The 24,648-nt window shown below is 58.0% G+C and carries 28 protein-coding genes; 8 read left to right on the top strand and 20 right to left on the bottom strand.

The features are described from left to right. The coding region (locus IEY43_RS17000; protein ID WP_188950058.1) for a pentapeptide repeat-containing protein at positions 1–1,529 on the bottom strand (1,529 nt) is incomplete at its 3' end. A gap of 130 nt (positions 1,530–1,659) precedes the next feature. Here IEY43_RS17000 and IEY43_RS17005 point away from each other — a divergent pair. Next, the gene (locus tag IEY43_RS17005; RefSeq protein WP_188950060.1) at positions 1,660–2,502 is read left to right on the top strand and encodes a DNA/RNA non-specific endonuclease; all 843 of its coding nucleotides are present in this window, start codon (positions 1,660–1,662) and stop codon (positions 2,500–2,502) included. A gap of 51 nt (positions 2,503–2,553) precedes the next feature. Here IEY43_RS17005 and IEY43_RS18370 read toward each other — a convergent pair whose 3' ends face one another. Further along, on the bottom strand, positions 2,554–3,180 hold the full coding sequence (locus tag IEY43_RS18370) for a helicase associated domain-containing protein (protein ID WP_308425075.1): 627 nt from the start codon (positions 3,178–3,180) through the stop codon (positions 2,554–2,556). A 248-nt stretch (positions 3,181–3,428) separates the two neighbouring features. On the opposite strand from IEY43_RS18370, the gene IEY43_RS17015 reads away from it, so the two are divergent. After that, positions 3,429–3,668, top strand: a complete 240-nt coding sequence (locus IEY43_RS17015) for a hypothetical protein (RefSeq protein ID WP_188950064.1) — start codon at positions 3,429–3,431, stop codon at positions 3,666–3,668. Positions 3,669–3,741: 73 nt separating this feature from the next. Here IEY43_RS17015 and IEY43_RS17020 read toward each other — a convergent pair whose 3' ends face one another. From IEY43_RS17020 to IEY43_RS17060, 9 genes are all read right to left on the bottom strand, one after another. Next, positions 3,742–6,498 carry a DNA methyltransferase gene (locus IEY43_RS17020; protein WP_188950066.1) on the bottom strand — a complete coding sequence of 919 codons (2,757 nt, stop codon included), beginning with the start codon at positions 6,496–6,498 and terminating at the stop codon, positions 3,742–3,744. A gap of 113 nt (positions 6,499–6,611) precedes the next feature. After that, complete coding sequence (locus IEY43_RS17025; RefSeq protein WP_188950068.1) at positions 6,612–7,502, bottom strand: CPBP family glutamic-type intramembrane protease; 891 nt, start codon at positions 7,500–7,502, stop codon at positions 6,612–6,614. A gap of 301 nt (positions 7,503–7,803) precedes the next feature. Beyond that, entirely contained in the window at positions 7,804–8,343 is a 540-nt protein-coding gene (locus IEY43_RS17030) for a hypothetical protein (protein ID WP_188950071.1), read from the bottom strand. Positions 8,344–8,508: 165 nt separating this feature from the next. Further along, a complete protein-coding gene (locus tag IEY43_RS18265; protein ID WP_229777472.1) occupies positions 8,509–9,186 on the bottom strand; it encodes a hypothetical protein in 678 nt (225 codons plus the stop codon). A gap of 117 nt (positions 9,187–9,303) precedes the next feature. Continuing rightward, complete coding sequence (locus IEY43_RS17040; RefSeq protein WP_188950072.1) at positions 9,304–9,687, bottom strand: hypothetical protein; 384 nt, start codon at positions 9,685–9,687, stop codon at positions 9,304–9,306. A 48-nt stretch (positions 9,688–9,735) separates the two neighbouring features. Continuing rightward, entirely contained in the window at positions 9,736–9,939 is a 204-nt protein-coding gene (locus tag IEY43_RS17045) for a type II toxin-antitoxin system HicA family toxin (protein WP_188950074.1), read from the bottom strand. 41 nt (positions 9,940–9,980) lie between these two features. Next, on the bottom strand, positions 9,981–10,208 hold the full coding sequence (gene nrdH / locus IEY43_RS17050) for a glutaredoxin-like protein NrdH (protein WP_188950076.1): 228 nt from the start codon (positions 10,206–10,208) through the stop codon (positions 9,981–9,983). Positions 10,209–10,225: 17 nt separating this feature from the next. Next, on the bottom strand, positions 10,226–10,393 hold the full coding sequence (locus IEY43_RS17055; RefSeq protein ID WP_188950078.1) for a hypothetical protein: 168 nt from the start codon (positions 10,391–10,393) through the stop codon (positions 10,226–10,228). Positions 10,394–10,453: 60 nt separating this feature from the next. Further along, positions 10,454–10,846 (bottom strand): hypothetical protein, encoded by a 393-nt coding sequence (locus tag IEY43_RS17060; protein ID WP_188950080.1) that lies wholly within the window; start codon positions 10,844–10,846, stop codon positions 10,454–10,456. Between the two features lie 471 nt (positions 10,847–11,317). Here IEY43_RS17060 and IEY43_RS17065 point away from each other — a divergent pair, with 471 nt between their 5' ends. Together IEY43_RS17065 and IEY43_RS17070 are read left to right on the top strand one after the other, a co-directional pair. After that, a complete protein-coding gene (locus tag IEY43_RS17065; RefSeq protein ID WP_229777474.1) occupies positions 11,318–11,689 on the top strand; it encodes a LexA family protein in 372 nt (123 codons plus the stop codon). Further along, positions 11,671–12,984 (top strand): Y-family DNA polymerase, encoded by a 1,314-nt coding sequence (locus IEY43_RS17070; protein WP_188950082.1) that lies wholly within the window; start codon positions 11,671–11,673, stop codon positions 12,982–12,984. The genes IEY43_RS17065 and IEY43_RS17070 overlap by 19 nt, the downstream gene beginning before the upstream one ends. 373 nt (positions 12,985–13,357) lie before the next feature. Here IEY43_RS17070 and IEY43_RS17075 read toward each other — a convergent pair whose 3' ends face one another. The 9 genes from IEY43_RS17075 to IEY43_RS17110 form a co-directional block, all read right to left on the bottom strand. Further along, positions 13,358–13,594 carry a chromosome partitioning protein ParB gene (locus IEY43_RS17075; protein WP_188950084.1) on the bottom strand — a complete coding sequence of 79 codons (237 nt, stop codon included), beginning with the start codon at positions 13,592–13,594 and terminating at the stop codon, positions 13,358–13,360. After that, positions 13,595–14,239: a ParA family partition ATPase gene (parA, locus tag IEY43_RS17080; protein ID WP_188950086.1), complete on the bottom strand. Its 645-nt coding sequence runs from the start codon at positions 14,237–14,239 to the stop codon at positions 13,595–13,597. Between the two features lie 124 nt (positions 14,240–14,363). Continuing rightward, positions 14,364–15,788, bottom strand: coding sequence for a hypothetical protein (locus IEY43_RS17085; protein ID WP_188950088.1), 1,425 nt, complete (start codon positions 15,786–15,788; stop codon positions 14,364–14,366). 151 nt (positions 15,789–15,939) lie between these two features. Beyond that, positions 15,940–16,068 carry a hypothetical protein gene (locus IEY43_RS18375; RefSeq protein ID WP_268240085.1) on the bottom strand — a complete coding sequence of 43 codons (129 nt, stop codon included), beginning with the start codon at positions 16,066–16,068 and terminating at the stop codon, positions 15,940–15,942. Positions 16,069–16,262: 194 nt separating this feature from the next. After that, the gene (locus IEY43_RS17090; RefSeq protein ID WP_188950090.1) at positions 16,263–17,768 is read right to left on the bottom strand and encodes a MinD/ParA family ATP-binding protein; all 1,506 of its coding nucleotides are present in this window, start codon (positions 17,766–17,768) and stop codon (positions 16,263–16,265) included. Positions 17,769–17,835: 67 nt separating this feature from the next. Next, the gene (locus IEY43_RS17095) at positions 17,836–18,414 is read right to left on the bottom strand and encodes a hypothetical protein (RefSeq protein WP_188950092.1); all 579 of its coding nucleotides are present in this window, start codon (positions 18,412–18,414) and stop codon (positions 17,836–17,838) included. Further along, positions 18,411–19,547: a transglycosylase SLT domain-containing protein gene (locus tag IEY43_RS17100; protein ID WP_188950094.1), complete on the bottom strand. Its 1,137-nt coding sequence runs from the start codon at positions 19,545–19,547 to the stop codon at positions 18,411–18,413. Before IEY43_RS17100 ends, IEY43_RS17095 begins: the two co-directional genes overlap by 4 nt. A 14-nt stretch (positions 19,548–19,561) precedes the next feature. Next, complete coding sequence (locus IEY43_RS17105; RefSeq protein WP_188950096.1) at positions 19,562–21,025, bottom strand: hypothetical protein; 1,464 nt, start codon at positions 21,023–21,025, stop codon at positions 19,562–19,564. A 27-nt stretch (positions 21,026–21,052) separates the two neighbouring features. Continuing rightward, positions 21,053–21,271, bottom strand: a complete 219-nt coding sequence (locus IEY43_RS17110) for a helix-turn-helix domain-containing protein (protein ID WP_113608094.1) — start codon at positions 21,269–21,271, stop codon at positions 21,053–21,055. Between the two features lie 192 nt (positions 21,272–21,463). Between IEY43_RS17110 and IEY43_RS17115 the strand changes: the two genes are divergently transcribed. Genes IEY43_RS17115 through IEY43_RS17130 form a run of 4 tightly spaced genes read left to right on the top strand, consistent with a single transcriptional unit; the run spans position 21,464 to position 24,646 of the window. Further along, positions 21,464–22,081, top strand: a complete 618-nt coding sequence (locus IEY43_RS17115; protein WP_188950098.1) for a DUF6668 family protein — start codon at positions 21,464–21,466, stop codon at positions 22,079–22,081. A 12-nt stretch (positions 22,082–22,093) separates the two neighbouring features. After that, on the top strand, positions 22,094–22,375 hold the full coding sequence (locus IEY43_RS17120) for a hypothetical protein (RefSeq protein ID WP_188950100.1): 282 nt from the start codon (positions 22,094–22,096) through the stop codon (positions 22,373–22,375). 43 nt (positions 22,376–22,418) lie between these two features. Continuing rightward, positions 22,419–23,129: a DUF8175 domain-containg protein gene (locus tag IEY43_RS17125; RefSeq protein ID WP_188950102.1), complete on the top strand. Its 711-nt coding sequence runs from the start codon at positions 22,419–22,421 to the stop codon at positions 23,127–23,129. An 8-nt stretch (positions 23,130–23,137) separates the two neighbouring features. After that, the gene (locus IEY43_RS17130) at positions 23,138–24,646 is read left to right on the top strand and encodes a hypothetical protein (RefSeq protein WP_188950104.1); all 1,509 of its coding nucleotides are present in this window, start codon (positions 23,138–23,140) and stop codon (positions 24,644–24,646) included. Positions 24,647–24,648 lie beyond the last annotated feature (2 nt).

Genomic DNA, 24,648 nt, shown 5'->3' on the forward strand with positions numbered 1-24,648 from the left:
CACTGTTGGGGGTGGTTAAAATCTATTTTTAACCCGCTGAACGTCGCCCTGTAGAACGCCGTCTTTTCCCCACTGAAAGTCGTCATGTAGAACGACGTCTTTCCCCCACTGAAAGTCGCTCTTTCGAACGACGTAATTGCCCCACTGAACATCGCCCGGTCGAACAACGTAATTGCCCCACTGAACGTTGCCATGTAGAACGCAGTCGTTTTTCCGCTGAACCTCGCCTCAAGGAACGACGTCTTTTCCCCGCTGAACCTCGCCTCAAGGAACGACGTCTTTTCCCCGCCAAACCTCGCCTCAAGGAACGACGTCTTTTCCCCGCCAAACATCGCCCTATCGAACGACGTCTTTTCCCCGCCAAACATCGCCCTATCGAACGATGTCTCTCCCCCGCCAAACATCACCCCTTCAAACAACGTTGATTCCCCGCTGAACGTTGCCCCTCCGAACAACGTCGATTCCCCGCCAAATCTTGCCCCGAGGAACGAAGTTTCTTTACCACTGAACGTGGCCCCGAGGAACGATATCTTTTTCCCGCCAAACATCGCCCAGACAAATGCCGTCTTTTCTCCGTCAAACATCGCCCTATCGAACGACGTCTCTCCCCCGCCAAACCTCGCCCCCTCAAACAACGTTGATTCCCCGCTGAACTTTGCGAGATTAAACAAAGTAAATGTACCGTCGAACGTCGCCCCTGTGAACAGTGTGCGGTTAGCGTCGAACGTCGCCTCTACAAATGAACTTCTCCTCGAACCGAATGCAACCAACGCAAACGAAGTGAATGCACCACCGAACGTCGCCCCCTCGAACGAAGTAATACTCCCGTCGAAACGTGCACCTGAGAAATTAGCATTGTCGAAAAACACATTCTTGAAGTCAAAGCTGCACTGTGACCAGCTTTGGCTATCATCACGCCGCAAATGATCGGAGATAATCCGAACGATGGTATTACGGACTTCCCTGTCATTTTGCCGATACTGAAAATGGATCTCACGGGACGTGCTTGTCCCTTCACGTTCAGGGTTGCGAACAATCGTCAATACCTGATGGTCTTCAATAGAAGTGGGATCGTAGGGCAATCGCAAGTACCCACAGAGTACGTCCACGCATTGCTGACGTTGTTCCATGTTTCTTGTCCGGTCAGCAACGCCGGCCATGGCATAGACACCAGCCATCCTCACCGCAACATCGACATGCCCGAGCTGTTCCGCTGCCGCACCAAATCGTTCTACGAAGCGCCCCTCTTCTGCATCGCGTTGTTTGCGGTAGGCCACTACCAAGGCCACCAGACCACCAAACCCAGCAGCCACGGTCAAAGCCATCCGCGTGACGTCTATTTCTTCAGGCTGTTTCTGATCAGTCGGGTTCAGGACCCAGCTGAAAAGTAGATATGCCCCCGCTACGAACCCGATGACCACCAGCGCCCAATAGATTAGCTGCACCAGAAACGCCGGGCGATGAGACTTCACCCATTTCCATGGTGATTTCCATCTTCTTTGGCTTTTCGCCGCTGACTGATTGACCATAGCCCATCCCTTAGGTTCCAGCATTTACAGATGACTTGAAGTGGACTCTAGAGGACACCACCACAACCGTCTACCCTGAACCTACAAGCCACCCAACACCACAGCTCCTACCACTTATAAGGGGAATCTGATGGACAGTACCCAGCCCACCAGCACCGGCAACAACTCACGCACCGGATTCAATATCGAATTTCTGGCTACAACCATCGACTACCCGACGTTCAGCACCGAACAGCAGACGGATGCCGTGATGATCGATGGATCACCGATCATCGACTACACACATTTCTCCCTAACCCTCAGCAGCACCCGCAAATTCTCCTACTGGGTCGGCTGGAACATCGACGGCACCGCCATACAACGGCTCTCCCGCACCGGACTGAACTTCACCAAAGACCCCCGCATCCCCGACCAGTACCAGGCCGGGAACGACCTCTACGCGAACAACCGGCTCGACCGTGGCCACCTCGCCCGCCGCGCCGACCTCACCTGGGGACCAAACGCCGAAGCACACCAAGCCAACCGAGACTCGTTCTACTTCACCAACATCACCCCACAAATGGACGACTTCAACCAATCCGGCCAGGCCGGCATCTGGGGCCGACTCGAAAACGCGCTCTACGAGGACGTGGAACTCGATGACCTACGCTGCAGCGTCTTCGCCGGCCCCGTCTTCCACACCGAGGACCAGCACTACCGGGGCTACCAGATCCCCGTCGAATACTGGAAGCTCATCCTCTTCACACAGGACGGGCAACTCAAAGCCAGGGCCTTCCTGCTCACCCAGGACCTGGACCGGCTGCAGGTACTCATGGCCCTGGACGAGTTCCGGATCTACCAGCTCACCATGGCCGAGCTCGAAGAACACACCGGACTCACCTTCCCGGCGCCCGTCCACGAGGCGGATGACCTGCAACTGGCCCAAAGCGGCACCCGGCATCCACTCGATGCGGCTTCAGACATCATGTGGTGACCCACCTGGCGAAACGCGCTGCCGGCAACGGCCCGTCATCGGTCGCTGGCGTTAGCTGCGGCTGCGCCAGGACGGCACCGCAGCATCCAGGGCTTCCAGCCGCCAGGATTGGAGCGTGCCTTCAGATCGTCGCTGATGCTGGGTATGCAACCACACGCCCAAGGTGCGCTCGTGCTCGCTCGCATAATTCTTGTATCGGGGCATCTCCCCTACCGCAGCGACATAAGCGGTCAACGCGGCCAGCGTGGACCGCCACCTCTCGTCCAGGAGTTGTTGCTGCGGGTGGCCCTGCCACCCTTCCAGTCCGTCAAGCAGGATGACCTTCGCCGCAGACATGCGCCCTGACAGGTACGCGGTACGCTGATTAGCAACCCACCGGGCCAAAGAACCCTCGACACCTTCACCGCTGTTGCTGGGGAGCCGCTGGTGGGCAGCCTGAAAAGCCAATGCCTCATCGAGCCGTCGCCTCCAGGCAGTAGTGGGACGGTCCGGGCCACGGCCCGCCAAAGCAGCCTCATGGGTCGCCCGCAACCCCGGAGCATACTTCTCGCGAACGGACAGATGGAGGCGGATTGTCGCCACGTTTTGGCGGCAGCGGTCCGCGATTTCCCGCACGGTCAAGCCAGCGGCGTACATCATGTCCCACTCGGGATGCCTTGACACGTTCCAACCCGTCATATCACCAAATTACTCCCCAAACCTGCCTCAGAAATGCAGAAGAGCGAAAAGGTATAGGTAGATCTATCCGGACACCGGCAGTCCAACGTCGCCAAAAAATAAATTCTGCGAACCTATTGTTCCTATGGCATACCCCATGCCACAATATAGCCAGCCATTTCTATTAAAGGAGGGAAATTTCCAATGTGATTCTTTGAACCACCATGTCAGCTGTCAACGGGACAGGTCTGACCGAAAGGTGGTACAAAATGGAAATTTCCGTCAACACAGCAAAGGCATGGGCTGGCGTTACCTTCGCAATTGAAGGTAACAACATCTCACTTCGCGCCCTTATCATTGCACTGCTGGCCATCGCAGCCATTGAAATTCTCGTAATTATTGTGAAGGCATGCGTGCTGTGGTGTGCTGGCTGCTCTTGGGCGGAAGTGAAGGATTACATCATCACTGCTGTATTGGCCGGTCTGCACCGTAAGCCAAAGAAAAAGTAATAGCTTTTAGCGTGTCGATTGGCCGCTGAGACCGGGATCCGGACTCAGCGGCATTTTATATTTTCAGACGTCGTTACTTGGACGGTAGCATCTCGCTGTTGATCAGCTCTGCGTACTTTCGAAGTAGTACTTGTTGCCGGTCTTGAACCGTTGTCAGAGTCGTTCGCGAACCAAAAACCTTATCGACAGCCCGGTCCAGTCTTGCGTGCGCTTTGAGAATTTCAGGACTCATGGCAAGCGGATTGTAGTGCTCAGCGAGTGAACGATCCGGGTGGAGTGCACGTGCGGCCAATATTTGTTGCCCAGCATCGATAATGGACTGCTTTTGAGGCTCGCTCAGCTTTGGCAGTGGGAATGTGTTCCAGACTAGAGTGTTTGAAAAGCGTAGATCAGACTTGATTCGTCCTCCAACTGCTTTTTGCCAGGCAAGAAACATCGAGCTACTGATAACACCAAAAAGGAAACCGTCGGGGTCTTCCGCTTTGAAATTTGCGTCTCCACAGATTACCTCTGGACCGAAATGCGAGACTGTAGCGAAGTGCCGCGTCTCCGAGAAATGCCGAGGAATACACACATAATCAACGTTCGGTTGGGAACGCTGGCCGAAGAGATAGGGCGTGGAAGCCATTTCTCGTGTTGAGGCAGCTTTTGATTCACTTCTGAATTTCGCCACTGCCTCAAGGCGTTCTTTCAAGATAGGCGACTTCGAAACATCACTGGGGTCCAGATCAGTCATCCATAAGCACCAGCGATCTTCGTTTCGGATCAGCTCCTTGGCTTGCACAAATTTTCGGAGGTACTTCGCCGCGAACGGATCTTGGCGCACCTCGTCGATTTCCTCCACGCCGACCAGTAAGTGGCCCCCATCGCGTGGCATGCTTCCGAACACTGCTGGTGGTAAGTCTGCGGCAAGAATTGTTCGACGCTGTTCTACGAATACAGACGGAGCGTCAAGTAGATACCCGTTAATGTTTCTTGCCGGGACTGCGACTGCGTGAGAACGCACAGTCTCATAAGTGAACAATTGTGGGGCGGTCTTTTCATTGCGATCAAAACCGACGATAACGCAGTGTACTGCGGCTGCACCGGGAGCTTCGGAGGTCCATGTGAACGTTTGGTGGGCGAATCGGATTCGCCAGCCTTTGGCGAAAATGGGGCCGAAGAGTGCTGGGACTGGTTCACCCTGTGTGATGGAGTTTGTTGATACGAAGGCAAACCGCCCTTTGGTCATCATGCCAAAGAAGTCGATTGCTTTCTTGTACCAGCCAGTCACGTAATCAAGACGGCCAATGTCTTCGCGTTCCCACACATCGCGCAGTTCTCTGGCCTGTTCCTCCGTACGTGATGCATGGCCCAAGAACGGCGGGTTGCCCATAATGATGGTTTGCTCTGATCTAGGGACAATTTGCAACCAATCAGTTCTTAGAGCGTTGCCAACGTAAATGGTTTCGACAGTGCCAAGTGGCAGCGGTTCTGGGGCCATCCCCAAAGCGAGTTCCATTGCCTGGTTGGCTTGGTGATCGACCAAGTGCAGCGCAGTAGTGGCGATGCGAGCTGGCCATTCTTCAATTTCGATGCCAAAAAAGTGCTCCGCCCGGACCGGCAGATCTTCCTTCACGAAGAACGCAGTAGCTGTGTGGTCTCCTAGTTCTTGAAGCCGCTGTAGGATCTGCAAATCAAGGGTGCGCATCTCGCGGTAGGCGACCACTAGGAAGTTTCCGCAGCCACATGCGGGGTCAAGGAAACGCATCTCCCCCATCGTTTTACGCAGTTTGTTCAGCCCGGACACGTTGTGGGCGTTGGCGGCGAACTGTTCCTTGATCTGGTCCAGGAACAACGGACCGATGGTTTTGAGGATATTCGTTTCGGTGGTGTAGTGCTCCCCCAGCTCGCGACGAGCTTTCTTGTCCTTGACCGCTTGGAAAAGTGAGCCAAAGATTGCAGGGCTGATGTCCGACCAGTTGAACGCACACGCGCGCAGCAGTTTGTCGCGCATGCCCGAGTCGAAGGCCGGGATGCTGAGGGGTTCAGCGAAAATACCGCCGTTGACGTAGGGGAAGCGCTGGATCATTTCATCCAGATTCCGCTGCCGGTGTTCTGGGCGTTTATTCAGTGCTTGGTAGAGCATGGTGAGCTGGCCGCCGAGGTCGGACCCGTCCGGGCTGGTGCGGGTTTCCAGGTACTCGTAGAACAAGTCGCGTTCCCACACCCCGGAATCATCGGCATACAGGGCGAAGAGGGTACGCACGAGGAACACGCTGGCTTCGTGATCGTCGTAGCCTGAGCCTTCAAGTTCCTCATAGAGGCCGGCCATGAGCTGTGCCGCCTTGATCGAAGCGAGTTCTTGCTCCTTGCTGCCGAATTCCCGCTGCTGGTATCCGGCCAAGAACGCCAGATGTTCCATCTTGGCTGGTAGTTCTTCCAGCGTGAATTCGGTGGCGTCCTCGCCGTCTGTGGCGTGCAAGTCAAGGATTCGGAAAGTGAAGAAATCGCTGGTGATGATCCAGCGCGGGGTTTCAATCTCCGCCAGGTCATCGATGTAGTCCAGGGCTTGGATCTCAGCTTGGGCGAGGTCTTTGCCCCGGCTTTTCATTTCGATCACGCACAAGCCAGGAATCAGTGCGTCGATGTAGCCTTGGCGGCCGGTGGAAGTACGCTTAGCCCGCTTCTCATACAGGGCGGCCTTGTTACCGGTGATGCCGTAAGCGCTCAACAAGTGGCGCACAAAAGACTGTGCTTGCTGCTTTTCTTCGCCCGGTTCATCGCGCCAGTCGATAACGAGCTGCACGCAACGCTGGCGAATTTCGTTGAGTGAAAGCGTTTTGGCCATGAAAAATTTACCCCATCCATCCCATAAATCAGGTGCTCGGTAAATTCTCTCAGGTGAAGGCACTCTTCATGACATTGAAGAACTCGCTGAGTCCTTTGTGTGCAGTCCCTTGTTCACGATGTTTTCGGAGCTGGCCGGTAGCTCTTTATGAGGTAATTCAGCACGGCGTACATGCTGAACCCGAGGATCAGGATGACTAGTGCGGCAAGGGCCAGTATTGGCAGGATGTTGAAGGCGGCGAGTCCGCCGATCAGGTTCTTGGCGCAGTGGGCCAGGATGATCGGCAAGATGAGGTTGGTGCGGCGGTAGAGCAGGATGATCCCGATGACCCAGAGGCTCAGGGCGAAGGAGGCCCACCCGTAGTACAGGTGGAAGGGAAGGCGCAGGGCGATGGCCACCAGGGTGATCCAAGTCCAGCCGAGGTTGATTTTGCGCAAGAGCACGACCACGAGGGCGAGCATGACCAGTTCCTCGGTCGGGCCGGCCAAGACACCATCGAGAATATAGAGTGCCTGGGTGGTGGAGCCGGCATCAATGATGGGGTGCGGGTATTCGTTGGATTGCAGCCCGGTCAGGCTCAGCAGTGTTCCGGTGCCCAGCATAACGGCCATACCGAAGTTGATAATGGCGAAGGCTATCCCGAAAGCCATAGCCGCTTTGGGTGCTGATCGTTTTCTGTCTGGTGTGTTTCTAAGGAGAGAGAATAGGCCGAATGCCAGGACGGTGATCACGAGGTCTTGGGTGATCGAACGCAGCAGTTTCGAGGCGTGCGCGTCGGTGAGCGTCGGCGCAGGAATCTCGGTGTTGCTGACCAGGACGCGCACGGCGGCTTCGATGCTGTCGGCCCATCCGTAGAGGTAGAGGGCCAAGATAGCTAAAGCGCTGCCAATAGTTTTGAGTGCTGCATGGTTCGTGAACGGTGTGGTGTTTACACGGTCGATGGTGAGTTGGTGCCGTGCGCTGGCAATCACAATGTCATCGAGGTTCTTCCGGTTCTTGGCCACGGTGCGCCTTTCTTCCTGGTGCCGGGTGGTTCGTCGAGTGCCAGTTGCCAGAGGCCGTGCACAGGCCACGATCCCCCGTCGCAGGTGAACTCAGGCACCGCAACTTGTGGCTTGTGCGCGGGCGGTCGAATGGTTCCTGCTGTCCACGTGTGTGCAGGAAAAGCAGCGAAGCGGGAGGGCTTTTGCTGTGCACAGGTGGGCAGGAGGCTTAACCGCGCTGCCCCGGTTTCGGAACATTATTAGTTCCCTGGCTTGACCGGTATGGCTGGCCTAACGTGGTTTAGCTTTAGCAGGGAACAGCTTATGCTTCTGAGCCTTTTTCAGGTTGGGTGAGTTTGCCGCCGGTCGGTGCCGGCTTGGTGTTGCAGCTGTTCCAGGTGTCTTTCGGATCTTCGGTGAGTTTCCGGCCGAAACTGCAAATCTGGTCGTTGTTCTGGATCTGCACGCGTAGGAAGTCCGGGTCATCGGCGGTGCCGTGTGAGGCACCCAGGGGTGTCCAGCCGTGCAGCTGGCCCGAGGTGGATACTGCTTCACCGTCCTCGAAGATGATCTGGGCTGTGGCGCCTTCGCCGCATTCCAGCGAGATAGCTGCATCTTCCGTGAAGCGTTCGCCGGCGATGATGCAGGTTGTTGGGTCAAGCTCGTTGACGGATTGGCTGGGGGCCGGCGTGGGCGCTGCTGCATTCGGTGCGGCGGTGCAACCGGCGCTTAGCAGTACCGCTGCGCCACACAGCATGATGATCGAACGTTTCATAGCCTTGCTCCTTTTTCGGATGTTGTTCTCACGATAGGTGTTGTCGTTGGCCTGGCGGAGCAGATCCCACCGGCAGAGGCCGTGCACGGGTCACGATCCCCCTGTCGTAGGTGAACTCAGGTACCGCAGCTTGTGGCTTGTGTGCGGGCGGTCGATTGGTTCCTGCTGTCCACGTGTGTGCAGGAAAAGCAGCGCAGCGATAGGGCTTTTGCTGTGCACAGGTGGGCAGGAGGCTTAACCGCGTTACCCCGGTTACATCGCTGTTGGGTCGGCCTCGGGCAGGGTTTCCATCCAGCAGGTGGCGTTGATCGCGACCTGTAGCGCAGCCAGGGCTTGGGCGACGGCTTGGTTCGTGTCGGGGTAGTCCTTGTTCCAGGAGTCGGTACTCATGGTGATGCGCCCGGTCTCCGCGAGGTCTTCCAGCTCATTGGCCAAGGCTTTGAGGTCATCATAAATTTCTGAAGCGTGGCGGGTCATGGTCTCTTCCCTCGGTGTGTCGCCTTCACAGTTCATACCGTAGTCGAGGTCGGTTGCGGTACCGGACGCGAGGAGCAGGATCTCATAGATCGCGCTCTCAGTTCCGATGTTATACATGGTCTCGTATTCGTATTCTTCGTCGGCCAGCCATACGATGCCTCCGATGTAGGGCATGAGTTCAGCCGCTTCGGGGCCGGCTGTCTGGAACTCGGTGTTGCTGGCGCGCAGAATTTCGGCTCCGGTGACCCCGGCCCGCTGCATGCCCTCTACGACTTTCAGCACGGCTTCGAGCAGCACGTTTCCTGGATACCTGCCCGCAGGTGTTTCGATATACGCTTTCGGGTTGGTCAGCTGCCGAACGACTCCGGGCAAGTAACGGCTGCCCTGTACGTAGTCTCGGATGACTTGGGTGAGGCTTTCAGCGGTGGGCGTGTCCTCTGGCTCGCTAGTCATAGTGCATCTCCTGACTTTAGGTGAAGGTACCCAATTTTTGAGTAACTGAGTAACTGAGTAACTGAGTAACTGAGTAACTGAGTAAAAACGTATTTGAGTAGGTGAGTGACTTGAAAGTTAGCCTTTGAGTAGCTGGCTGGCGCGCTGGAAGCTAATGCCGAGCACTTTCTCAATGTCGCGCACGGTGTAGCCTTCGGCGTGTAGTCCGCGCACGACGCGGCGTGTGTGCTCTGCTGCCGAGATGCTCAGTTCGCGGGCCTTGTCGGTTTCCTCGCGGGCCTTGGCCCATTCCTTTTTAGCGGCCTCCGGTAGCTCGTAGGTGACATGGACGGTCACTGCGTCCTCGGGCACGTCCAGGATTGCTGCCGCGAGGCTGTCCGCGTACTCCTGCACCTCGCTGAGTTTCTTGGTCGAGGTCACTTGGTCAAGTTCGGGGATGGAAATTTCCCACCACTTGCCATCCTTCATGGCCACGGCTTCTAGGGTTCGATGGGTGTGCATCTTATTCCTTTCTGCGGCGGGAAGGCTGATGCCCTCCCGCCGGGGCGGTTACTTCCAGTTCCTCGGGATCTGCGGGAAGATCTTGCTGAGCTGCCGGATGATCCCCGGGGAGGTTTCCTTGTGCCTGGGGAGGGCGAAAACTTTACTTCCATCCGGTGAGGCCCACACATCATGCGGCCCTTGCGACCGAATCACGCTCCACCCCTGGGCCTTGAGGAACTTGGTCACTTCCTTGGTTTTCGTTGTTTTCATAATTTTAGTCTAGTCCCCCTAGACTGACAAGTCAAGGGGGACTAGACAATATCGGCTATTTTATCCGGCCTGAATCCTGACCAGTGTTCGGCTCCCGCGACCACGACCGGGGCTTGCGCGTAGCCAAGGCTTTTGATGTAGGTGAGCGCGTCATCATTGGTGCTTACGTCTACGGCGCTATAGGCGATTCCAGCGCTTTCTAGGGCACGGTAGGTGGCGTTGCACTGCACGCACGATGGCTTGATGTAGACGGTGACGAGCGTTTCCACGATTTCCCTCCTTGGGGTTATTCCTGGGCTGTCAGCGCCGCGATTTCTTTGGGGCTGAGCTTATAGGCGAAACTGCACTGTCCAAATTCCTCGGCGGCGGTGGTGGCGGCTTCTTCTGAGTCGTAGAAGCCGAGAATTTGGGTTACCGGGCAGTTGAGGACGATATAAGGGGCAACGGTGCTCATGGGAAATTCCTGCTTTCTGGGCGGCGGTACCCCGCCGCGAGGCGGGGCACCGGGTGCTAGCTAGTCGGTGGGGAGGCCGCGATATTTGGCGGGTAGATCCTCGAACTTCTCGGGTACATCGTTGGGGCCGTCGCTTTGCCCTGTTTTCCAGAACCAATGAGCGTCACGGTCAATGGCTTCTTTGCACGCTTCCAAGGTGTCGAAATATTTGGTGGTGGTGTCACCTTCGACGTAGAGGCCGTAGCCGAAGTGGCGCTTGCCGCCCTTGTTGATCTGGCGGGCGAATCCGATCACGTAGGGCCATGCGCCGAAGTCGTAGCCTTCGGCTCCCCATTGGGCAATGACCGTCCATCCTGCGTTTTCGGCGGTGTCCAAGTAGTCGTAGCCGTCGCCGCTGCGGTCATCGAAGGGCAAGTCTGGCCCGGTGAACGTGGTCTGAGCTGTAGTTTTCATCGCTTTTCCTTTCCCTGGTTCATTGTCCTTATATCTTTAGTCTACCCCGCCTAGACATCTCTTGTCTAGTAGAGATAGACAATTATTTTTTGGCAAATGTCCGCCCGTCCGGGAACCTGGGCCGGCTAGAGAATCACTCACGGTGAGGCCATCTTGAAAACTGGGGTTGCGCCCTGGCTGAGCCTTCGCGAGCGTGCCCCAATCCCTTGGACTACCCCTTGTCGATGCCGAAAAAACCCAACCCCTCCACGCGCACCACGGGTTAATGAGTCTTGAACCATGGGGAAATCAGCCGGGAAAACCCCGGGCACAGTTCTATCAAAGTGACTTCTTGGGGATGCATTGCGCTAGTGTCGGTCGCCGTCGCTACGGTAAAGGATTAGAATGTAGATTCTAAGAAAGTGTGCTGTGATGAAAATTGATCGTATACAGGTTTGCGAGCTGGCGACCCCGCCGCAACGGGTGATCGCTATGGCCCTGGACCGTGTCCCGGCGGGTTACCCTTCCCCAGCCCAGGACTACTCCGATACGAAGATTGATCTATCCGAGATGCTGATCCGTGATCAAGTCTCGACCTTCATTGTGCGGGTGTCTGGTGAGTCGATGCAGGACGCGGGAATCAGCGATGGGGACGAGCTGATCGTTGACCGCAGTGTGCAGCCACGCGATGGGCACGTGGTGATTGCAGTGATCGACGGGGAGATGACCGTCAAACGTCTCTCCACTGGCCCTGCCGGGGTGGTGTTGAAAGCAGAGAACCCGGACTATCCCGATCTGCGCGTAGCGGAACTATCGGATTTCAGGATTTGGGGTGTGGCCACCACATGCCTCCATCACCTCTAGACTCCCCCAACCCGGCACAGCGGGGCGAATACATCGCACATGTTGATGTGAACAGCTTCTATGTCTCCTGCGAACGCGTCTTTGACCCGAAACTCGAAGCCCGCCCGGTAATCGTGCTGTCCAATAATGATGGCTGCGCGGTCGCGCGCAGCAGCGAAGCCAAAGCCTTAGGCATTGAGATGGGGGCGCCCTGGTTCAAACTCGCGGCCGACGCTGACCGCCTCGGGCTGGTCGCGAAGTCCTCTAATTACGAGCTGTATGGGGAAATGTCGGCCCGCGTCATGAGACTGCTGGGCCGCTTCTCCGCCTGGGTGGAGGTCTATTCCATTGACGAAGCGTTCCTGGGCGTATCCGGCACCCTGGATGAACTGCAAGCCCTGGGTGAGCGGATCAAGGCTGAGGTGTTCCGGCTGACCGGGTTGCCGGTGTGTGTGGGGATCGCCAAGTCCAAGACGTTGGCGAAAATGGCGAACAAGACCGCCAAGCACATCAAAGAGCTGGGCGGGGTGTGCGTGTGGGATAGTGCCCCAGCGCAGACCACTGAGAATCTGCTGGCGCGTCTGCCGGTGGTGGAGGTGTGGGGTATCGGCCCTCGGCTGACTAAGCGGCTGCGCGGGTTAGGCATCTGGACGGCTAAAGAACTCCGCGATGCGAACGAGGTGCGGATCAGGGATAAGTTCTCCATTGTGCAGATGCGCACCGTGCTAGAACTGCGCGGGATACCCTGCATCCCGATGGAAGAAGAACGGGTGATCAAGGATCAGCTGATCTTCTCCCGCAGTTTCTCCGATCCGATCACTGATCGTGTGGGGATGGAGCAGGTGATGGGGATTTATGCGCAGCAAGCCTCCGCACGGCTGCATAAGCACCAGCAACAGGCTAGGATCCTCTCCGCGTGGGCGATGACCAGCTACTACAACCAGCACCAGGATCACCAGCCAGCGATCACGGTGAAACTGCCTGGGCCGACGGCTGATCCGGTGATGCTCACCCGCGCGGCGAAACAGCTACTCCCCCAGATTTTGGTCGGGGTGAAATATGCGCGGGCGGGGGTGGTGGTCATGGATCTTCAACCCCTAGCCATGCAGGAAACTTTTGACCCGTTCGTGTCAGCGCATGAGGCCAAACAGATTGGCCCGCTGATCCAGCAGATTCGTTCTGAACATGGTGTGAAGTCCATCGGTTTAGGGCGGGCCGGATTACAGCAGGGGCCGGCGTGGGAGATGCGGCGGGAGATGATGAGTCCGCGGTACACCACGCACTGGAAGGAACTGCTAACAGTGAATGCGGCCTGAACTCTTGGATGAGGAAATGAACTTTCGCTGTCCTGGCTTCTTTAGATGAGGTCGTTGTGCCCTTGATCTTCGTCTGGGAACCACCTCTGCCAGAGGCCGTGCACGGGCCACGATCCCCCGTCGTAGGTGAACTCAGGTACCGCAGCTTGTGGCTTGTGTGCGGGCGGTCGATTGGTTCCTGCTGTCCACGTGGGTGCAGGAAAAGCAGCGGAGCGGGAGGGCTTTTGCTGTGCACAGGTGGACAGGAGGCTAAAGAACTGCTTGTGAGGCTACAGGCAGCCTATTGCCCCAAAATGAGTAAGTGAGTGTTTGAGTAAACACTCTTTTACTCAAAAACTCACTTACTCCACTATTCATTTACTCAAATACTCTTTTACTCATCTGGCAAGGAGTCAATGTACGCTGTCAGGAATGCTCGAATGCTCTTATGCTCGCTGCGCGCAACGTGGACTTTGAGTTTCGTGTGCTTGCTTTCTGGAAGCGAGAAATTAACCCGAACAAGCTCTTCTGCGGGCGCCTTGTCTTGGAGGCTGGCCAGAAGCCGGCTCTTATCATTTCCGGCCCGCTGGCTGGGACGTCCAGCGCTCAGGCCTGTTTTGCTGTTGCTCATTTAGATAGCCTCCTGCTCGGCCATGATTGATTCGATTTCAGCACTAAGTTCTAGCATTTCCCGGGTTCCCTCAGAACGGGGAAGATCTTCAATAACCGTTGACCCTCGGGCTGCTGTTCCTGGATAGTCAACCCGTTGACTGATCTTTGTATTTAGGACAGGTAGCCCGTATTCCTCAAGCGTTGCAGAAACTTCTTTGCCGATATTTGATCCCGTGATTGCGCGCGATACAACAAAACTGGCTTTCAGCTTTCCATCGGTGATTTCGATACGTTGCTTAACTAGATCCACAAGTTCAGCCGTTGCCCAAATGTCGTAGGGGGAAGGCTGCACTGGAATCAATACGAAATCTGCAGCCTTGATTGCCGAAACGGCTAGATCACTCGCTTGGGGTGCTCCGTCGATGATCACGAAATCAACAGGAGCCAAGCTTTTCAGGTCACGCTCAATAGTAGGGCGGTCGATGCCCACCACAGAAACGGGGTGCTCTTCCCGGACAGCAGCCCAGTCTCTAGCGCTGCCCTGCGGGTCGGAATCGACGAGAAGCACCGAGTGGCCCGAGTGCTGCAAAGCGGTCGCCAAGTGGGTGGCGATGGTTGTTTTCCCGGCCCCGCCTTTTTGGTTCAAAACAGCGATGGTTTTCATGATTCCCTTACTGTGGTGAGTAATTGAGTAAATGATGTATTATTCCTTAGTCTATCAGAGTAAATGAGTAAAAACTCATCTACTCAAATACTCTTTTACTCACTTTGTTCATGTGTGTTTAGTTCTAGATGGATTTACGTGCGAAGGCAAGCGCTGCGCGGACTTTGGCTGCACCGGTTGCTGCGGCGCTTTGGTGGGCTGGCCGTTGCTTGGCGTGATGGGCGCGGCGCTCGGCGGCGGCGCGCGCGGCAGCGCGGGATTGGGTGCTTTGTGCGGTGGCGCGTTGTGAGCGGCTGGTCATGACTTCGCCGGTGGGGGTTATCCACTGACGGAGGCGGTAGAGGATTGCTGCGCGCAGGATGCGGCAGTAGTCGATGTAGGACTGTGTGTCATGATCATGTTGGGGGAGTGCCCCCCAGGCTTCCTTCCCGTGCAAACCCGGGGTGGTACGCCAATCCAGAGCGTGGTGAATATCTGAGATCGTCCAGCCCGCGTCAAAAAATGGTTTGACCATGTTCAGCACGTTTTTCTTGGAAAAACGGGCCAAATCTGGCATCAAACGCAAGATTTCAGCGGCAGCCGATAACCCCTGGCTTCTCGAGCTGATGCGTCGGTTGGCCGGCCACAGGGTGACTTGTCGCTCATCGGGGTGGTGAGTTCGCACGGCGCAGCCGTGCCCATGATTTTCAGTGCCGCGTAGCGGCTCAATCTGGGTGTTTTTCTCGCGCGTGCGCGTGTAGGAACTTACTTCGTAAGTGGTTAACCCCCCTACGGGGAGGGGTTCTAAGTTATTTCCACAGGTACCGGCGGCGCCTTGTGCCTGAGCACGCGGCTTGGGGGTGGTGTCCGGTGCGTCCTGGGGGCGTAGGCCGAGACCGATGGGCCGGCAGATGACGTAGACGGGGGCTTCGTTGGTGGCTGGTTGGCCGGCTTTGGCGGCGTAGGTGGCGCTGCGGCCTGAGGCGACGATGCCGAGGATGCCGTGGGTGCGTAGGAATTTCAGGGCGTTGCCGACGGTGGCGCGGCTGACGCGGGCTTTGGTGGCGATGGTGTCCCAGGTGATGCGGACGGTCATGGTGGTGTGATCGGTGTAGCGAAGGAGTACCCAGAGTACGGCCATGATGTTGCGCTGGCAGTCGGCCCGGCGGCATAGCAGCTCGTCCAGGGAACGGGCGGCACGCCAAGCTTGGGCGGTGTGATCGACTTTGCGGCTGCCCTGGGGGATCGCCCAGGCAATGGCCCGGGGAGAGGTTTCCTGAGCGCGGGAGACCCGCTTGATGTGTAGCGGGGGAGGGGTGTGGGCGTGTTTGGTGGCCAGGGATTCTTTGGCCGCGTTGAACTGCCTTTTGCCCTTGGCGGTGAACCCTTCGGGGGTTTCTGCCTTGGTGAAGGGGCGGTGTCCTTGGGCCGTGTGGGCGAGGATCGCAGCCACGCGGCCGTCGCGCGGACGAGTGCAGTGAGGCTTGGTTGTGGCCTGAATCGCGCCATGGTGCGGCGTTTCAGGGGTGGCAGTTGTTGATTGGGCGCTTGATGGCGCTATTATGGACATACAGCATCTCCTTCGGGAGGGTGCAGTAAAGGGAGCGTCCGGCTTGGTAACCGGAAGCTACTTGTCAATCTGGTCTGCGAGACTCGCCAAAGTTATGGCAGATCAGATTCGGATTCTTAGAAAAGGTCGCGCACTGCGCGGCCTTTTCCGTTTAAGGCTTATCCACGGGCAGTTGCTCCTGTTGGTCTACGTTGAGCAAATAGGAAAGATTCGGCAGCTCGCCTTTTCCTTGCTCCAAAAGAACAGTGATCAAACTATCGAGGTAGAGAGATGCGCTCATGCCGCTGGTCTTGGCCGCGCGAGTGACTGCCTCACGACTCTCAGGTGCCACACGGCCCTGTAGGAGCACCGTGGGTGCATTGTCTTCTCTCCGCATTCTCATACCTTCAACATATACCGTATGCATGCACAACGAAAGTTTTTTATTCGCGTGTCGGAAAATTCTGTACCGCATATTTCAGCGGTACAGAATTTTCAAAGACCCCGTGCGACAGCCGCGCCCGCCGCCAGCCATGCCCGCTGCGTAGCTGGGCGTAGCGCGTCGTAGCGCAGAATACCGTCCACCATCGCCGGATCAAACGGAATGCTTGCCACATCGCGGGCTAGGGTTTTGTAACCGTCTGCGACGCGCTGTACGTCGGCGGCGGTGGCTTTGGAATCAGCTTGGGTTACCACGGCTACGGCGTTGTGTGCCAGGGCGTGGGCCTTGTCGTTCTGCTGCGCGAGCGCTTCCAGCAGCAGTGCCCCGGCTTCGGCGTGGTCATCCCGGGTCGTGGTAGCCACGACGAGCTGATCGGTGTGGTCGATCATGCGCCGCCACATCGGATCTGACTCGTCGTTTCCCGAGTCAATGAAGATCAGCCGGTAATACTTGGAGGCCACCCGGTGGATCGCGTCCACGTCGGCTGCGTCTACGCGTTGGGCGCTGGCCAGCTCCATGGGCTTGGAGCGCAGCACGTCGAACCGGTCGCGGGTCTGGTGGTGCACGAAATGGGCGAGGTCTGCCGATTGTGCTCCGGTGCCTAAGAGTTTTTCGGATTCGGGCAGCAGCTCCAACAAGGTCGCTTCGTGCGGGCCTTGTTCGGTGCGCCAGCCCAGGGTGCCTCGGGTCTGGTTGTTATCCCAGGCCAGCACCCCGGCTCCACCGTAGCGGGCGAAGATCGCACTGAGCAACACCGTGGTCGGGGTTTTCCCGGCTCCGCCTTTGCCGTTCACAATGGCGATGGTGCGTGGCCCTGGCCAGTGCTGGCTCACCGCTTGCACATCGGCGCGTTCGGCACGTTCGGCCTCGCTGGGTGCCATGCGGATACCGAGGCGGGTCATGGCGCCGCGCCAGCCTTGGGTGGCGGGTTCTTCGACTTGTTCCTGGGTGAGGAAGCTTTGGCGGGCTTCGCGCCGGGTCGCTGGTGCTTCGTCCGGCGCGGGAACGGTGTGGGACTGGGATTTCTGGACAAACGGGTTCGGCTGCTGGGCTTTGGCAGTTGCACTAGATGGGCCGGCGGGGACCGGTGTGGCGCTCTGGGACTTGTCGGCAGCTTGGACAGGTTCCATCGCTGGTTCCTCCGGTTCGGGTGCAGTTTCTGTGATGGCGGGCGGCTCGGGCGCTGCGGCGGTGGATTCTTCGCTCATTGCTGGTTCTTCGATGACAGCCGTTTCAGCGTTGGCCACGTGCGTGACCGGACTATCGACACGGCGGCGGCGCGCGGCGGGCTTGTCACTGCTGGCCGGTGGGGTGGTGGTGTCTGGTTCCACGGTGCCATCGGGGTGGACTTTGACGGGCCAGGAGCCTTGGTCATCGTGCATCACTGCGCGCACGGCCGTACCGCGTTTGGTGGCGTGTTTGCTGACTAGTTCCACGGTTTGTGCTCGGGCGGCAGCTTCACTGGTTGCGGTGAACTCGTGGGTGGTGCCCTGGATGGTCACGGTGGCGGTGCCGTCTTTGGTGACGGTCGCTTCGATAAGTTCTTCGGTGGTGCTCATGGTGTACTCGCTTTCTTCACACTGGGATAGCTCTGTAGGCGATACGGCTCAGACGGTGGGGTGCTGGTTAGCGGACGGAGGAAACGTAGTCGCGGATCTTGTACGGTTCGGTGTCGGTGAAGGTGAAGAAGAACGTTTGCTTCCCTTCCCCGGCCCAGGATTCCCCGTCCTTGGTGACCCATTGCCACGTGGCGGTGACGGCGATGGTGTTTTGCTCGTGGTGCTCTGTCATCAGCTTCACCGTGGGTTTGCTGGTGGCCTTCTTTTCGGCGGCGGTTAGCCATTCAACGCCGGTCGCGGGCCGTTCGGGGGCGATGACTTCCTTGGCCCGTTCGGGAGTCATGAGTGGGCGGGCGCGCAGCTCGGCGGCGGTGCGGTTGAAGTCCTTGGTGGGGTTCCAGGTGGTCATGATTGTGGCCGCTTGCTTGGCCAGCTCGACCTTGGCCGGATCTTCGGTGGCTTGGCCCTGGGAATGACTGCTCTCGTTGCCGCTGCTGCTGGGTGCTGGGGCGGTAGGGCTGGCCATGGTTGGGGTGACGGTCGATGCGTTGCTGGTTACCGTCTCGGTGCTGGCCGGCGTGCAGCCGGCTACTCCCGTGACGAGTCCTGCGGCCAGTGCCAGGGTGAGGATCTTGGGGTGTTTCATTGGATGTTCACCTTTTGCTGTCGAAGGATCGGGATCGGGTCATAGGTTTTGCCGTTGTTGATCGCTGGCCGGTCAAACACACTGGTTTTCGGGTCGTTGATCTGGAAATGCACGTGGATGCCACTGGAATTACCGGTCGCGCCCGGTTTGCCCAGTGGGGTGCCTTTCTCTACGACGTCGCCGGTTTTCACCAGCAGCGAGTGATCTTGTGCTTCGTGGAACTCAAAGACCAGATACGGAGCTTCGGTCATCTGAGCGAAAATGTAATTGCCATATTCCCCATACAGTTGATCTGGTGATCCTACAGAGACGTAGGTGATTTTCATGTCGGTGGGAGCGTAGAAGTAGGGTTCAGATCCGCCCAGGTCGATGCCCTCGTGATACATCAAGAACGGCTTTCCTGCGCAGTTGCCGATGGGACAGGTACGCTGCCCGAAGCCTGAGGTGAGATAAGAGTTCGGGTAAGGGTGCGCCCATTCATCCGTGGACAGGTCGCCAAAGTCGAAGCCGCCGGGGGCTTCGCAGGTGGAGGAATAGTCCATCTGGGCGTTGTCCATGATGATTTCGACGTAGTGTTCGGTTTCGTCAAAGGGCGGGATGCCGCCGTATTTTTGGACGTTGCCGGCTCCGGCGTTGTAGGCGGCGAGGGTGAGCTGGATTTTCTCCTGCTCATTACTTGCCAGCTTGGCGACTTGTCCGGCGAGGTGCTTCATGTAGCGGCCTTGGGCATCCAGTCCGGCGAACGGGTCGAAAGGATCTTTCCCGTTGCCCCATTCGCCCCAGGTTCCTGGCATGAACTGCGCGATGCCGCGTGCCCCGACCGGGGACACAGCCTTGGCGTTCCACCCGGATTCTTGGTTAATCTGTGCGGCAATGATCCCTACCGGCAGTCCTGCGCTCTGCGCGGATTGCTCTACGGCTTCCCGGTACTGCTCCGGGATTTTGACTGTGGGCTTGCCGTCCTTGTCGGCATCCGCGATAGGGGTTCCCTCGATGACGCACGGCGCATTTGGATCGACTTGCTTCTTGCTCCCGGCACCCAGGAACAGGATGATCGGCGTGATGACCAGTAGAAGCAAAACCCCCAGGACAGCCAGGATGATTTTGGCTCCGCCGCCTTGTTCTTCGCCCATAGTCCTGTCCCTCCCTACTGGATTTTGTTGGAGCGGTAGACGGTGGTGTTCTCCAACTGGGTGGCCACCACATATACCGCGTCATCGGTGACCAGCACCGGGGCGGGATCTTCGGCCCGGTAGTTCGCCCAGGACTTCGGCTCGGCCTCCGGTGCGGCGAGGTTCAGGGTGGCCGGCCCGTTGTTCGTGTTCGCGTAGATCAGGTTGCCGTGGATCGCGGACAGATCTGCCGAGGGTAGATCCACTAGAGCACCGTTGGCCCCATAGCGGATGCCGACCGTTCCGAGGGCGGCGGTTTTCGCGTCCCTGTCCACCAGCAGGGGTTCGGTGGCGGTGGGGATGGTGCGCGGTGTGCCGCTGAACAGCAGACTTCCGGTGGTGGTGTCCAGAACACCCATGATGCGTTCGGTGTCATCCCAGGCCAGCAGGGCGTGGGTATCGTCCAGCAGCCACACTCGCACCGGGTATTTCATAGCACCTTTAGGCGCGGTGAATTTCTGCTCGTTCAGGATCGTGCCGGTGTTGTCCAGGGTGTAGATGGTGGTGGCGCTGATCGTGGTGATCGTTCCATCGGCGGCTACGTCCAGCACGGTGGAGCCGGGTGGGATCATCACCTCATGCAACGTGCCGGCCGGATCAGGTACCCGGATATACCAATCCCCCAGGTCGATGTAGGGAATGTGGGTGTCGGTGCGCGCCGTTTGCCCTGGTTCCAAAGCGATGCTGGTTGGTGCCACGCTCGGGGTGTCGTAGGGCATGTCTACCGGCCAGAGGCGCAACTCGTTGCGCTCTGCGGCCGCATAGATGGGATTGCCGGCCCAGATGCCTTGGTGCATGGAGGCCAGATCTTCGGGGGCTTTGTCTCCACGCCAGACCGGCTGGCCCGTGGCCGGGGTACGCCCGGTGACGGTGCCCTCAGGATCAGCGGTCAGCAATCGGTCGGGGCTGATCAGGTTGACGGTGGCCCCCTCCCGGGTGGGGTGGCTCCACGCGGCCGTCACTTCGTGTTGTGGCGGGGGCGCGGCCGGCAACGTGGCCCCAACCCCTTGCGGGGTGTAGGCCGGGACGGTCGCGGCAGGTTGGTTCGCGACGACCACGGCGGTGCCGATGCCGCCGAGGGTGAGCACCGTAAGGGTGCTCACCCCAGCGATCATCAGGCGCTTGGTGCGGCGCTGCCGGCGGGCTGTAGCCGCAAGTTCAGCTTCTTGCTGTTCGGTGAGGTCAAGGACTTCGCCGGTGGCAGCGACAATCATGTCCCAGGTTTGGCCGGTCGAAGCGTCGATAGCTCGTACCCGCACCACGCCGAGGTGGTGGTTAGCGAGTTTGGCGATAATCGCATTTTTGCCCGCCTCGATGAAATCTTCCTCATCGAGTACGGGTACCTGCGCCCCGTCTAAGGTCAGCGTCTGGCGGTCTTCGCTGATTTGCAGCGTATAGACCGGGAACGCGGGAACTTTCTGGGGATCGATTATCGTCATTTAACTCACTACCCGTAACTTCCTGGGTTAGTCGGCGGCTTCATCACTTTTCAGCAAGAAATCTCGAATGTCTTTTTTCCGGTACCTACGCACGCGGGAGCCAATGGATACCGATTTGAGTCCATACTCTCGGTTCCATTTCAGAACGGTCTGCGCTTTCACACGCATCACGTCTGCGATCTCTTCGGTCGTTGCCCATTCCGGCAAATCTGCGATGAGATCCTCAACGGCTTCTGGATCGTTCATGGTCACACTCCAAATGTGTATGAATGTGAAATCCATGTCAACCATATTACCCAAATTAACCATACAAAGGGCTAACTTTGAAATACCCCAATAATATTTAGGTAACACTATTGACAGTGACTTCACTGCGAGTTTATACTAAATGATAGATCAACCCTTTCGTGCTGATCACTCTACTAAGGAGAGCGCACTATGTCAGCCGTGTCGAATCCTTTTGCCCCTTCCAAAAAGAAGGTGACGCAAAATGACGCTTTCGACATCCGAGATGAGATTATGGGCGATGACCTGCTAGTTAGCGGCCCAATGAAACCTGGCTTGTCTCCAATGCTTGAGGCTCCAGGTGAAGCTTGGGCTGTTAGCGACGTTGGCCCATTTGAAGGTCTTGCCGTCATGGGCCTACACGGTGGAGCTGGTGCCACCACAGTGGCCGCGCTCTTAGGTGACGGTGCGGCAGAGGTTGGTCAATCCTGGCCCGTTTCACAGAACGCCTGGACTGGCAGCGCGTGGCCTATCCCGGTGATTGCGGTGGCTCGCACCGATCACCACGGGTTGGCCGTTGCGGATCGGTTCATCCGTTCCTGGGCCAACGGGCAACTGACCGGTTCCCAGCTTTCGGCTTTGGTGCTGATCGAGGCGGGGCCACGCACCAGTGATGCCCGGAAGAAAGCGACTAAACGCCTCTTGCGGATGGTGCCCCGGGGCACCCATATCCCGTGGATGGATTCCTGGTTGGATGCCCCACCTGATCCTGCCCGGTTGCCTGGGCGGATCAAACGAATCATCAAACTTCTCAACACTCCCACCCCATAGAAAGGCACACCCATGTTGTTGCAAGCTCTGGCGTTCGGTATCGACCTCGCCGCCACCATCCCTAACCCCACCCCGGAGCAGCCTCCGGGCACCGAAGGGTTCACCACGATCTTGAACTGGATCGCGTGGGCGGTGATCCTGCTCGGTGTGGCAGGGTTCCTCGCCTCGGCCGGGTTCTTGGCGTTCGCGTCCTTCACCGGACGGGAAATCAATGGCTTCAAGGGACTGATCATCTCGTTGATCGTCTGCATTCTGGCTATTAGCGCGGGAACGATCATCAACGTCTTCGTCTAAGGCCCGTTCGTGAACCGTCAAAGAGAAAAGAGAGAAGATCCTCATGGCTGAAACTGACCCATTAGGTAAAAACTGGAAACTCTGGGGCGGTATCCTCGCCTTCATCGCTGCGGTAGTGATCCTCGGGCTCATTTTCTTCCCCCGCACCCCACCGCAGCCAGAAGCCACACCGACCGCGCCGGCGCCTTCGGTGCCGGTCGACACCGCGCCACCTTCGGCATCTCCTTCGGCTTCGGTTTCCAAGCTGGCCTCTGGGGATTGCCCTGCGTTGAGCACTGATACGTCGTTCCCGAATGATGCTCCTGATACGGAGTGGAAGCGCCACCCTGCGGGGATGCTGTTGCCAGTCTCGGCGGAGCATGGGCCGGCGAAGATGGATGGGGAATTTTGGCGCTGCTTTAGTCACACGCCTTCCGGAGCGGTTTTTGCAGGCTTGACCCTACTTCTCGATATTTCAGGGGCAGGGATCATTGATGCTGCGGCTGAATCACCACAACGGGATGAGCTATTTGAACAGTGGATGTCTCTGGAACAAACTTCTGAATACCCAGTAATTTCTGGCTACAGGATCATGAATAGCTCTGACGATGCTGCTTCCGTGGAATACATCGGCCCAGCTGGCAATCAGTACGTTTCAACCCGCGTAGATCTTTTGTGGGATGACAAGGCAAATGACTGGCGACTAGATCTTTCATCTGGCGAGCCAGCATGGGACGTTACGACTGACCCCAGCTCCTACACCGATTTGAAGTAGGTGCAATCGTGGCTAATTCGGAATGCCGCCCATGGGATCTGATCTGCAAAGGCGGCGAGGGTTTAAAGAACCTTGCGGATAGTGCGATCACTGATTTCGTGAAGTCGCTCTATGACGGTGCGGTGGCGTTCGTGGCGCAGGTGTCCACCTTCTGGATGGATACCGCCAGCCCGGATGTGAATAACGCGGCCGTCACGAGCCTTCGTGCAGACATGTCCTGGTACGTCGCAGGGTTCGCCATTCTGGGGTTCTTTATTGGCCTGATCAAACTGGTCACTTCCCAAGATGTGAAGAACAGTCTGATCGGCTTGGCCACCCCGATTGTGAACCTGATTCTGGCTACGACCGCCTACGCTGTGGGCATTGGCGTGCTGCTCAAAGCCTCGGATGAGTTCTCCCGGTGGATCGTTGAACGCTCTACCGGTGGGGATGTGGATCTGACCCAGATGCTCACCTCGGGCACCGCGCTGCTAGCGAGTCCTGGCACGGCTTTTTTGCTGTTCATCTTGTTGCTGCTCGGTGCGGTCATCAATCTGCTGTTCATGTATTTCCGTGACGTGATGTTCCTGATCCTCTCGGCATTCATCGTGGTGCTGGCGGCGGGTAGCGGCTCCGAACAGGGCCGGCAAGCGTGGCGTAAAGCCAATGGCTGGCTGGTGGCCCTGTTGCTGTTTAAACCGGTCGCAGCGGGAATCTACTCGTTGGGGTTCCGCATGTTGGTGCAAGGCAGTGCCCCAGAAGGGGAGGAAGCCACGGTCACTGAGGCGATGCACTCCACGCTGATTGCGTTGTTGATCCTGTTGCTGGCGGCGCTGGCGTTGCCGGCCTTGATCAAGTTCATTGTTCCTGCGGCCGGGGTCGGTGCTGGCGCGTTCTCCGGTGGCGCGGCCTTGGGCGCTGGTGTCACGCTCGCGGCTGGTGCCGCCGTCCTGGCGGGCACTGGTGGTGCAGCGGCTGCGGCCGGTGGTGCTGGTGCTGCTGCGAGTAGCGGTAGTGGCGCGGCGGCGGCTGGCGGCGGGTCGACCGCTGCGGGTGCTGCCGGCGGCGGTGCCGGGGCCGGTACTGGTGCTGGCGGGGGTACTGGTGGCGCTTCTGAGTCGGTCAGTGGCGCGGAGGCTGGTTCTTCAGCCTCGGGTGACACCGGTTCCGGGGCCGGATCTAGTTCGGGCAGCTCATCCGCAGGTGGCAGCACTGGACCGACGGGTTCAGGATCTTCCGGTACCGGTTCCACTGGCACCGGCTCCACCGGTTCCGGTTCGACTTCGTCCGGTGCCAGTGCAGGAACTGCTGGGGCCAATAATTCCGCTGGCTCTGCTTCCTCTGGTTCCGGTGCCGGCGACGCTGGGAGCGCAAGCCAATCCGCAAATGCACCTCAAGAACATGCTCCGTCTACCGGTGGCCCGTCCGGGGCAAAAGCACCCAACAAGCTCAACGAAGCCATGCAGAAAATGGGCGACGTGAAAGGCCTCACCAACGGGGCAAATCCCAGCAAGCTCGTAAATGAGGACGGCGAATAAAC

The sequence above is a fragment of the Glutamicibacter protophormiae genome (assembly GCF_014647495.1).
GTDB classification, from domain to species: domain Bacteria; phylum Actinomycetota; class Actinomycetes; order Actinomycetales; family Micrococcaceae; genus Glutamicibacter; species Glutamicibacter protophormiae.

What these genes read in the sequence shown, in the direction of transcription:
- IEY43_RS17005 (WP_188950060.1), top strand. Translation starts at nt 1,660, where the DNA reads ATGGACAGTACCCAGCCCACCAGCACCGGCAACAACTCACGCACCGGA.
- IEY43_RS18370 (WP_308425075.1), bottom strand. Translation starts at nt 3,180, where the DNA reads ATGACGGGTTGGAACGTGTCAAGGCATCCCGAGTGGGACATGATGTAC.
- IEY43_RS17015 (WP_188950064.1), top strand. Translation starts at nt 3,429, where the DNA reads ATGGAAATTTCCGTCAACACAGCAAAGGCATGGGCTGGCGTTACCTTC.
- IEY43_RS17020 (WP_188950066.1), bottom strand. Translation starts at nt 6,498, where the DNA reads ATGGCCAAAACGCTTTCACTCAACGAAATTCGCCAGCGTTGCGTGCAG.
- IEY43_RS18265 (WP_229777472.1), bottom strand. Translation starts at nt 9,186, where the DNA reads ATGACTAGCGAGCCAGAGGACACGCCCACCGCTGAAAGCCTCACCCAA.
- IEY43_RS17040 (WP_188950072.1), bottom strand. Translation starts at nt 9,687, where the DNA reads ATGCACACCCATCGAACCCTAGAAGCCGTGGCCATGAAGGATGGCAAG.
- IEY43_RS17045 (WP_188950074.1), bottom strand. Translation starts at nt 9,939, where the DNA reads ATGAAAACAACGAAAACCAAGGAAGTGACCAAGTTCCTCAAGGCCCAG.
- IEY43_RS17055 (WP_188950078.1), bottom strand. Translation starts at nt 10,393, where the DNA reads ATGAGCACCGTTGCCCCTTATATCGTCCTCAACTGCCCGGTAACCCAA.
- IEY43_RS17060 (WP_188950080.1), bottom strand. Translation starts at nt 10,846, where the DNA reads ATGAAAACTACAGCTCAGACCACGTTCACCGGGCCAGACTTGCCCTTC.
- IEY43_RS17065 (WP_229777474.1), top strand. Translation starts at nt 11,318, where the DNA reads ATGGCCCTGGACCGTGTCCCGGCGGGTTACCCTTCCCCAGCCCAGGAC.
- IEY43_RS17070 (WP_188950082.1), top strand. Translation starts at nt 11,671, where the DNA reads ATGCCTCCATCACCTCTAGACTCCCCCAACCCGGCACAGCGGGGCGAA.
- IEY43_RS17075 (WP_188950084.1), bottom strand. Translation starts at nt 13,594, where the DNA reads ATGAGCAACAGCAAAACAGGCCTGAGCGCTGGACGTCCCAGCCAGCGG.
- parA (WP_188950086.1), bottom strand. Translation starts at nt 14,239, where the DNA reads ATGAAAACCATCGCTGTTTTGAACCAAAAAGGCGGGGCCGGGAAAACA.
- IEY43_RS17085 (WP_188950088.1), bottom strand. Translation starts at nt 15,788, where the DNA reads ATGTCCATAATAGCGCCATCAAGCGCCCAATCAACAACTGCCACCCCT.
- IEY43_RS18375 (WP_268240085.1), bottom strand. Translation starts at nt 16,068, where the DNA reads ATGAGCGCATCTCTCTACCTCGATAGTTTGATCACTGTTCTTTTGGAG.
- IEY43_RS17090 (WP_188950090.1), bottom strand. Translation starts at nt 17,768, where the DNA reads ATGAGCACCACCGAAGAACTTATCGAAGCGACCGTCACCAAAGACGGC.
- IEY43_RS17095 (WP_188950092.1), bottom strand. Translation starts at nt 18,414, where the DNA reads ATGAAACACCCCAAGATCCTCACCCTGGCACTGGCCGCAGGACTCGTC.
- IEY43_RS17100 (WP_188950094.1), bottom strand. Translation starts at nt 19,547, where the DNA reads ATGGGCGAAGAACAAGGCGGCGGAGCCAAAATCATCCTGGCTGTCCTG.
- IEY43_RS17105 (WP_188950096.1), bottom strand. Translation starts at nt 21,025, where the DNA reads ATGACGATAATCGATCCCCAGAAAGTTCCCGCGTTCCCGGTCTATACG.
- IEY43_RS17110 (WP_113608094.1), bottom strand. Translation starts at nt 21,271, where the DNA reads ATGAACGATCCAGAAGCCGTTGAGGATCTCATCGCAGATTTGCCGGAA.
- IEY43_RS17115 (WP_188950098.1), top strand. Translation starts at nt 21,464, where the DNA reads ATGTCAGCCGTGTCGAATCCTTTTGCCCCTTCCAAAAAGAAGGTGACG.
- IEY43_RS17120 (WP_188950100.1), top strand. Translation starts at nt 22,094, where the DNA reads ATGTTGTTGCAAGCTCTGGCGTTCGGTATCGACCTCGCCGCCACCATC.
- IEY43_RS17125 (WP_188950102.1), top strand. Translation starts at nt 22,419, where the DNA reads ATGGCTGAAACTGACCCATTAGGTAAAAACTGGAAACTCTGGGGCGGT.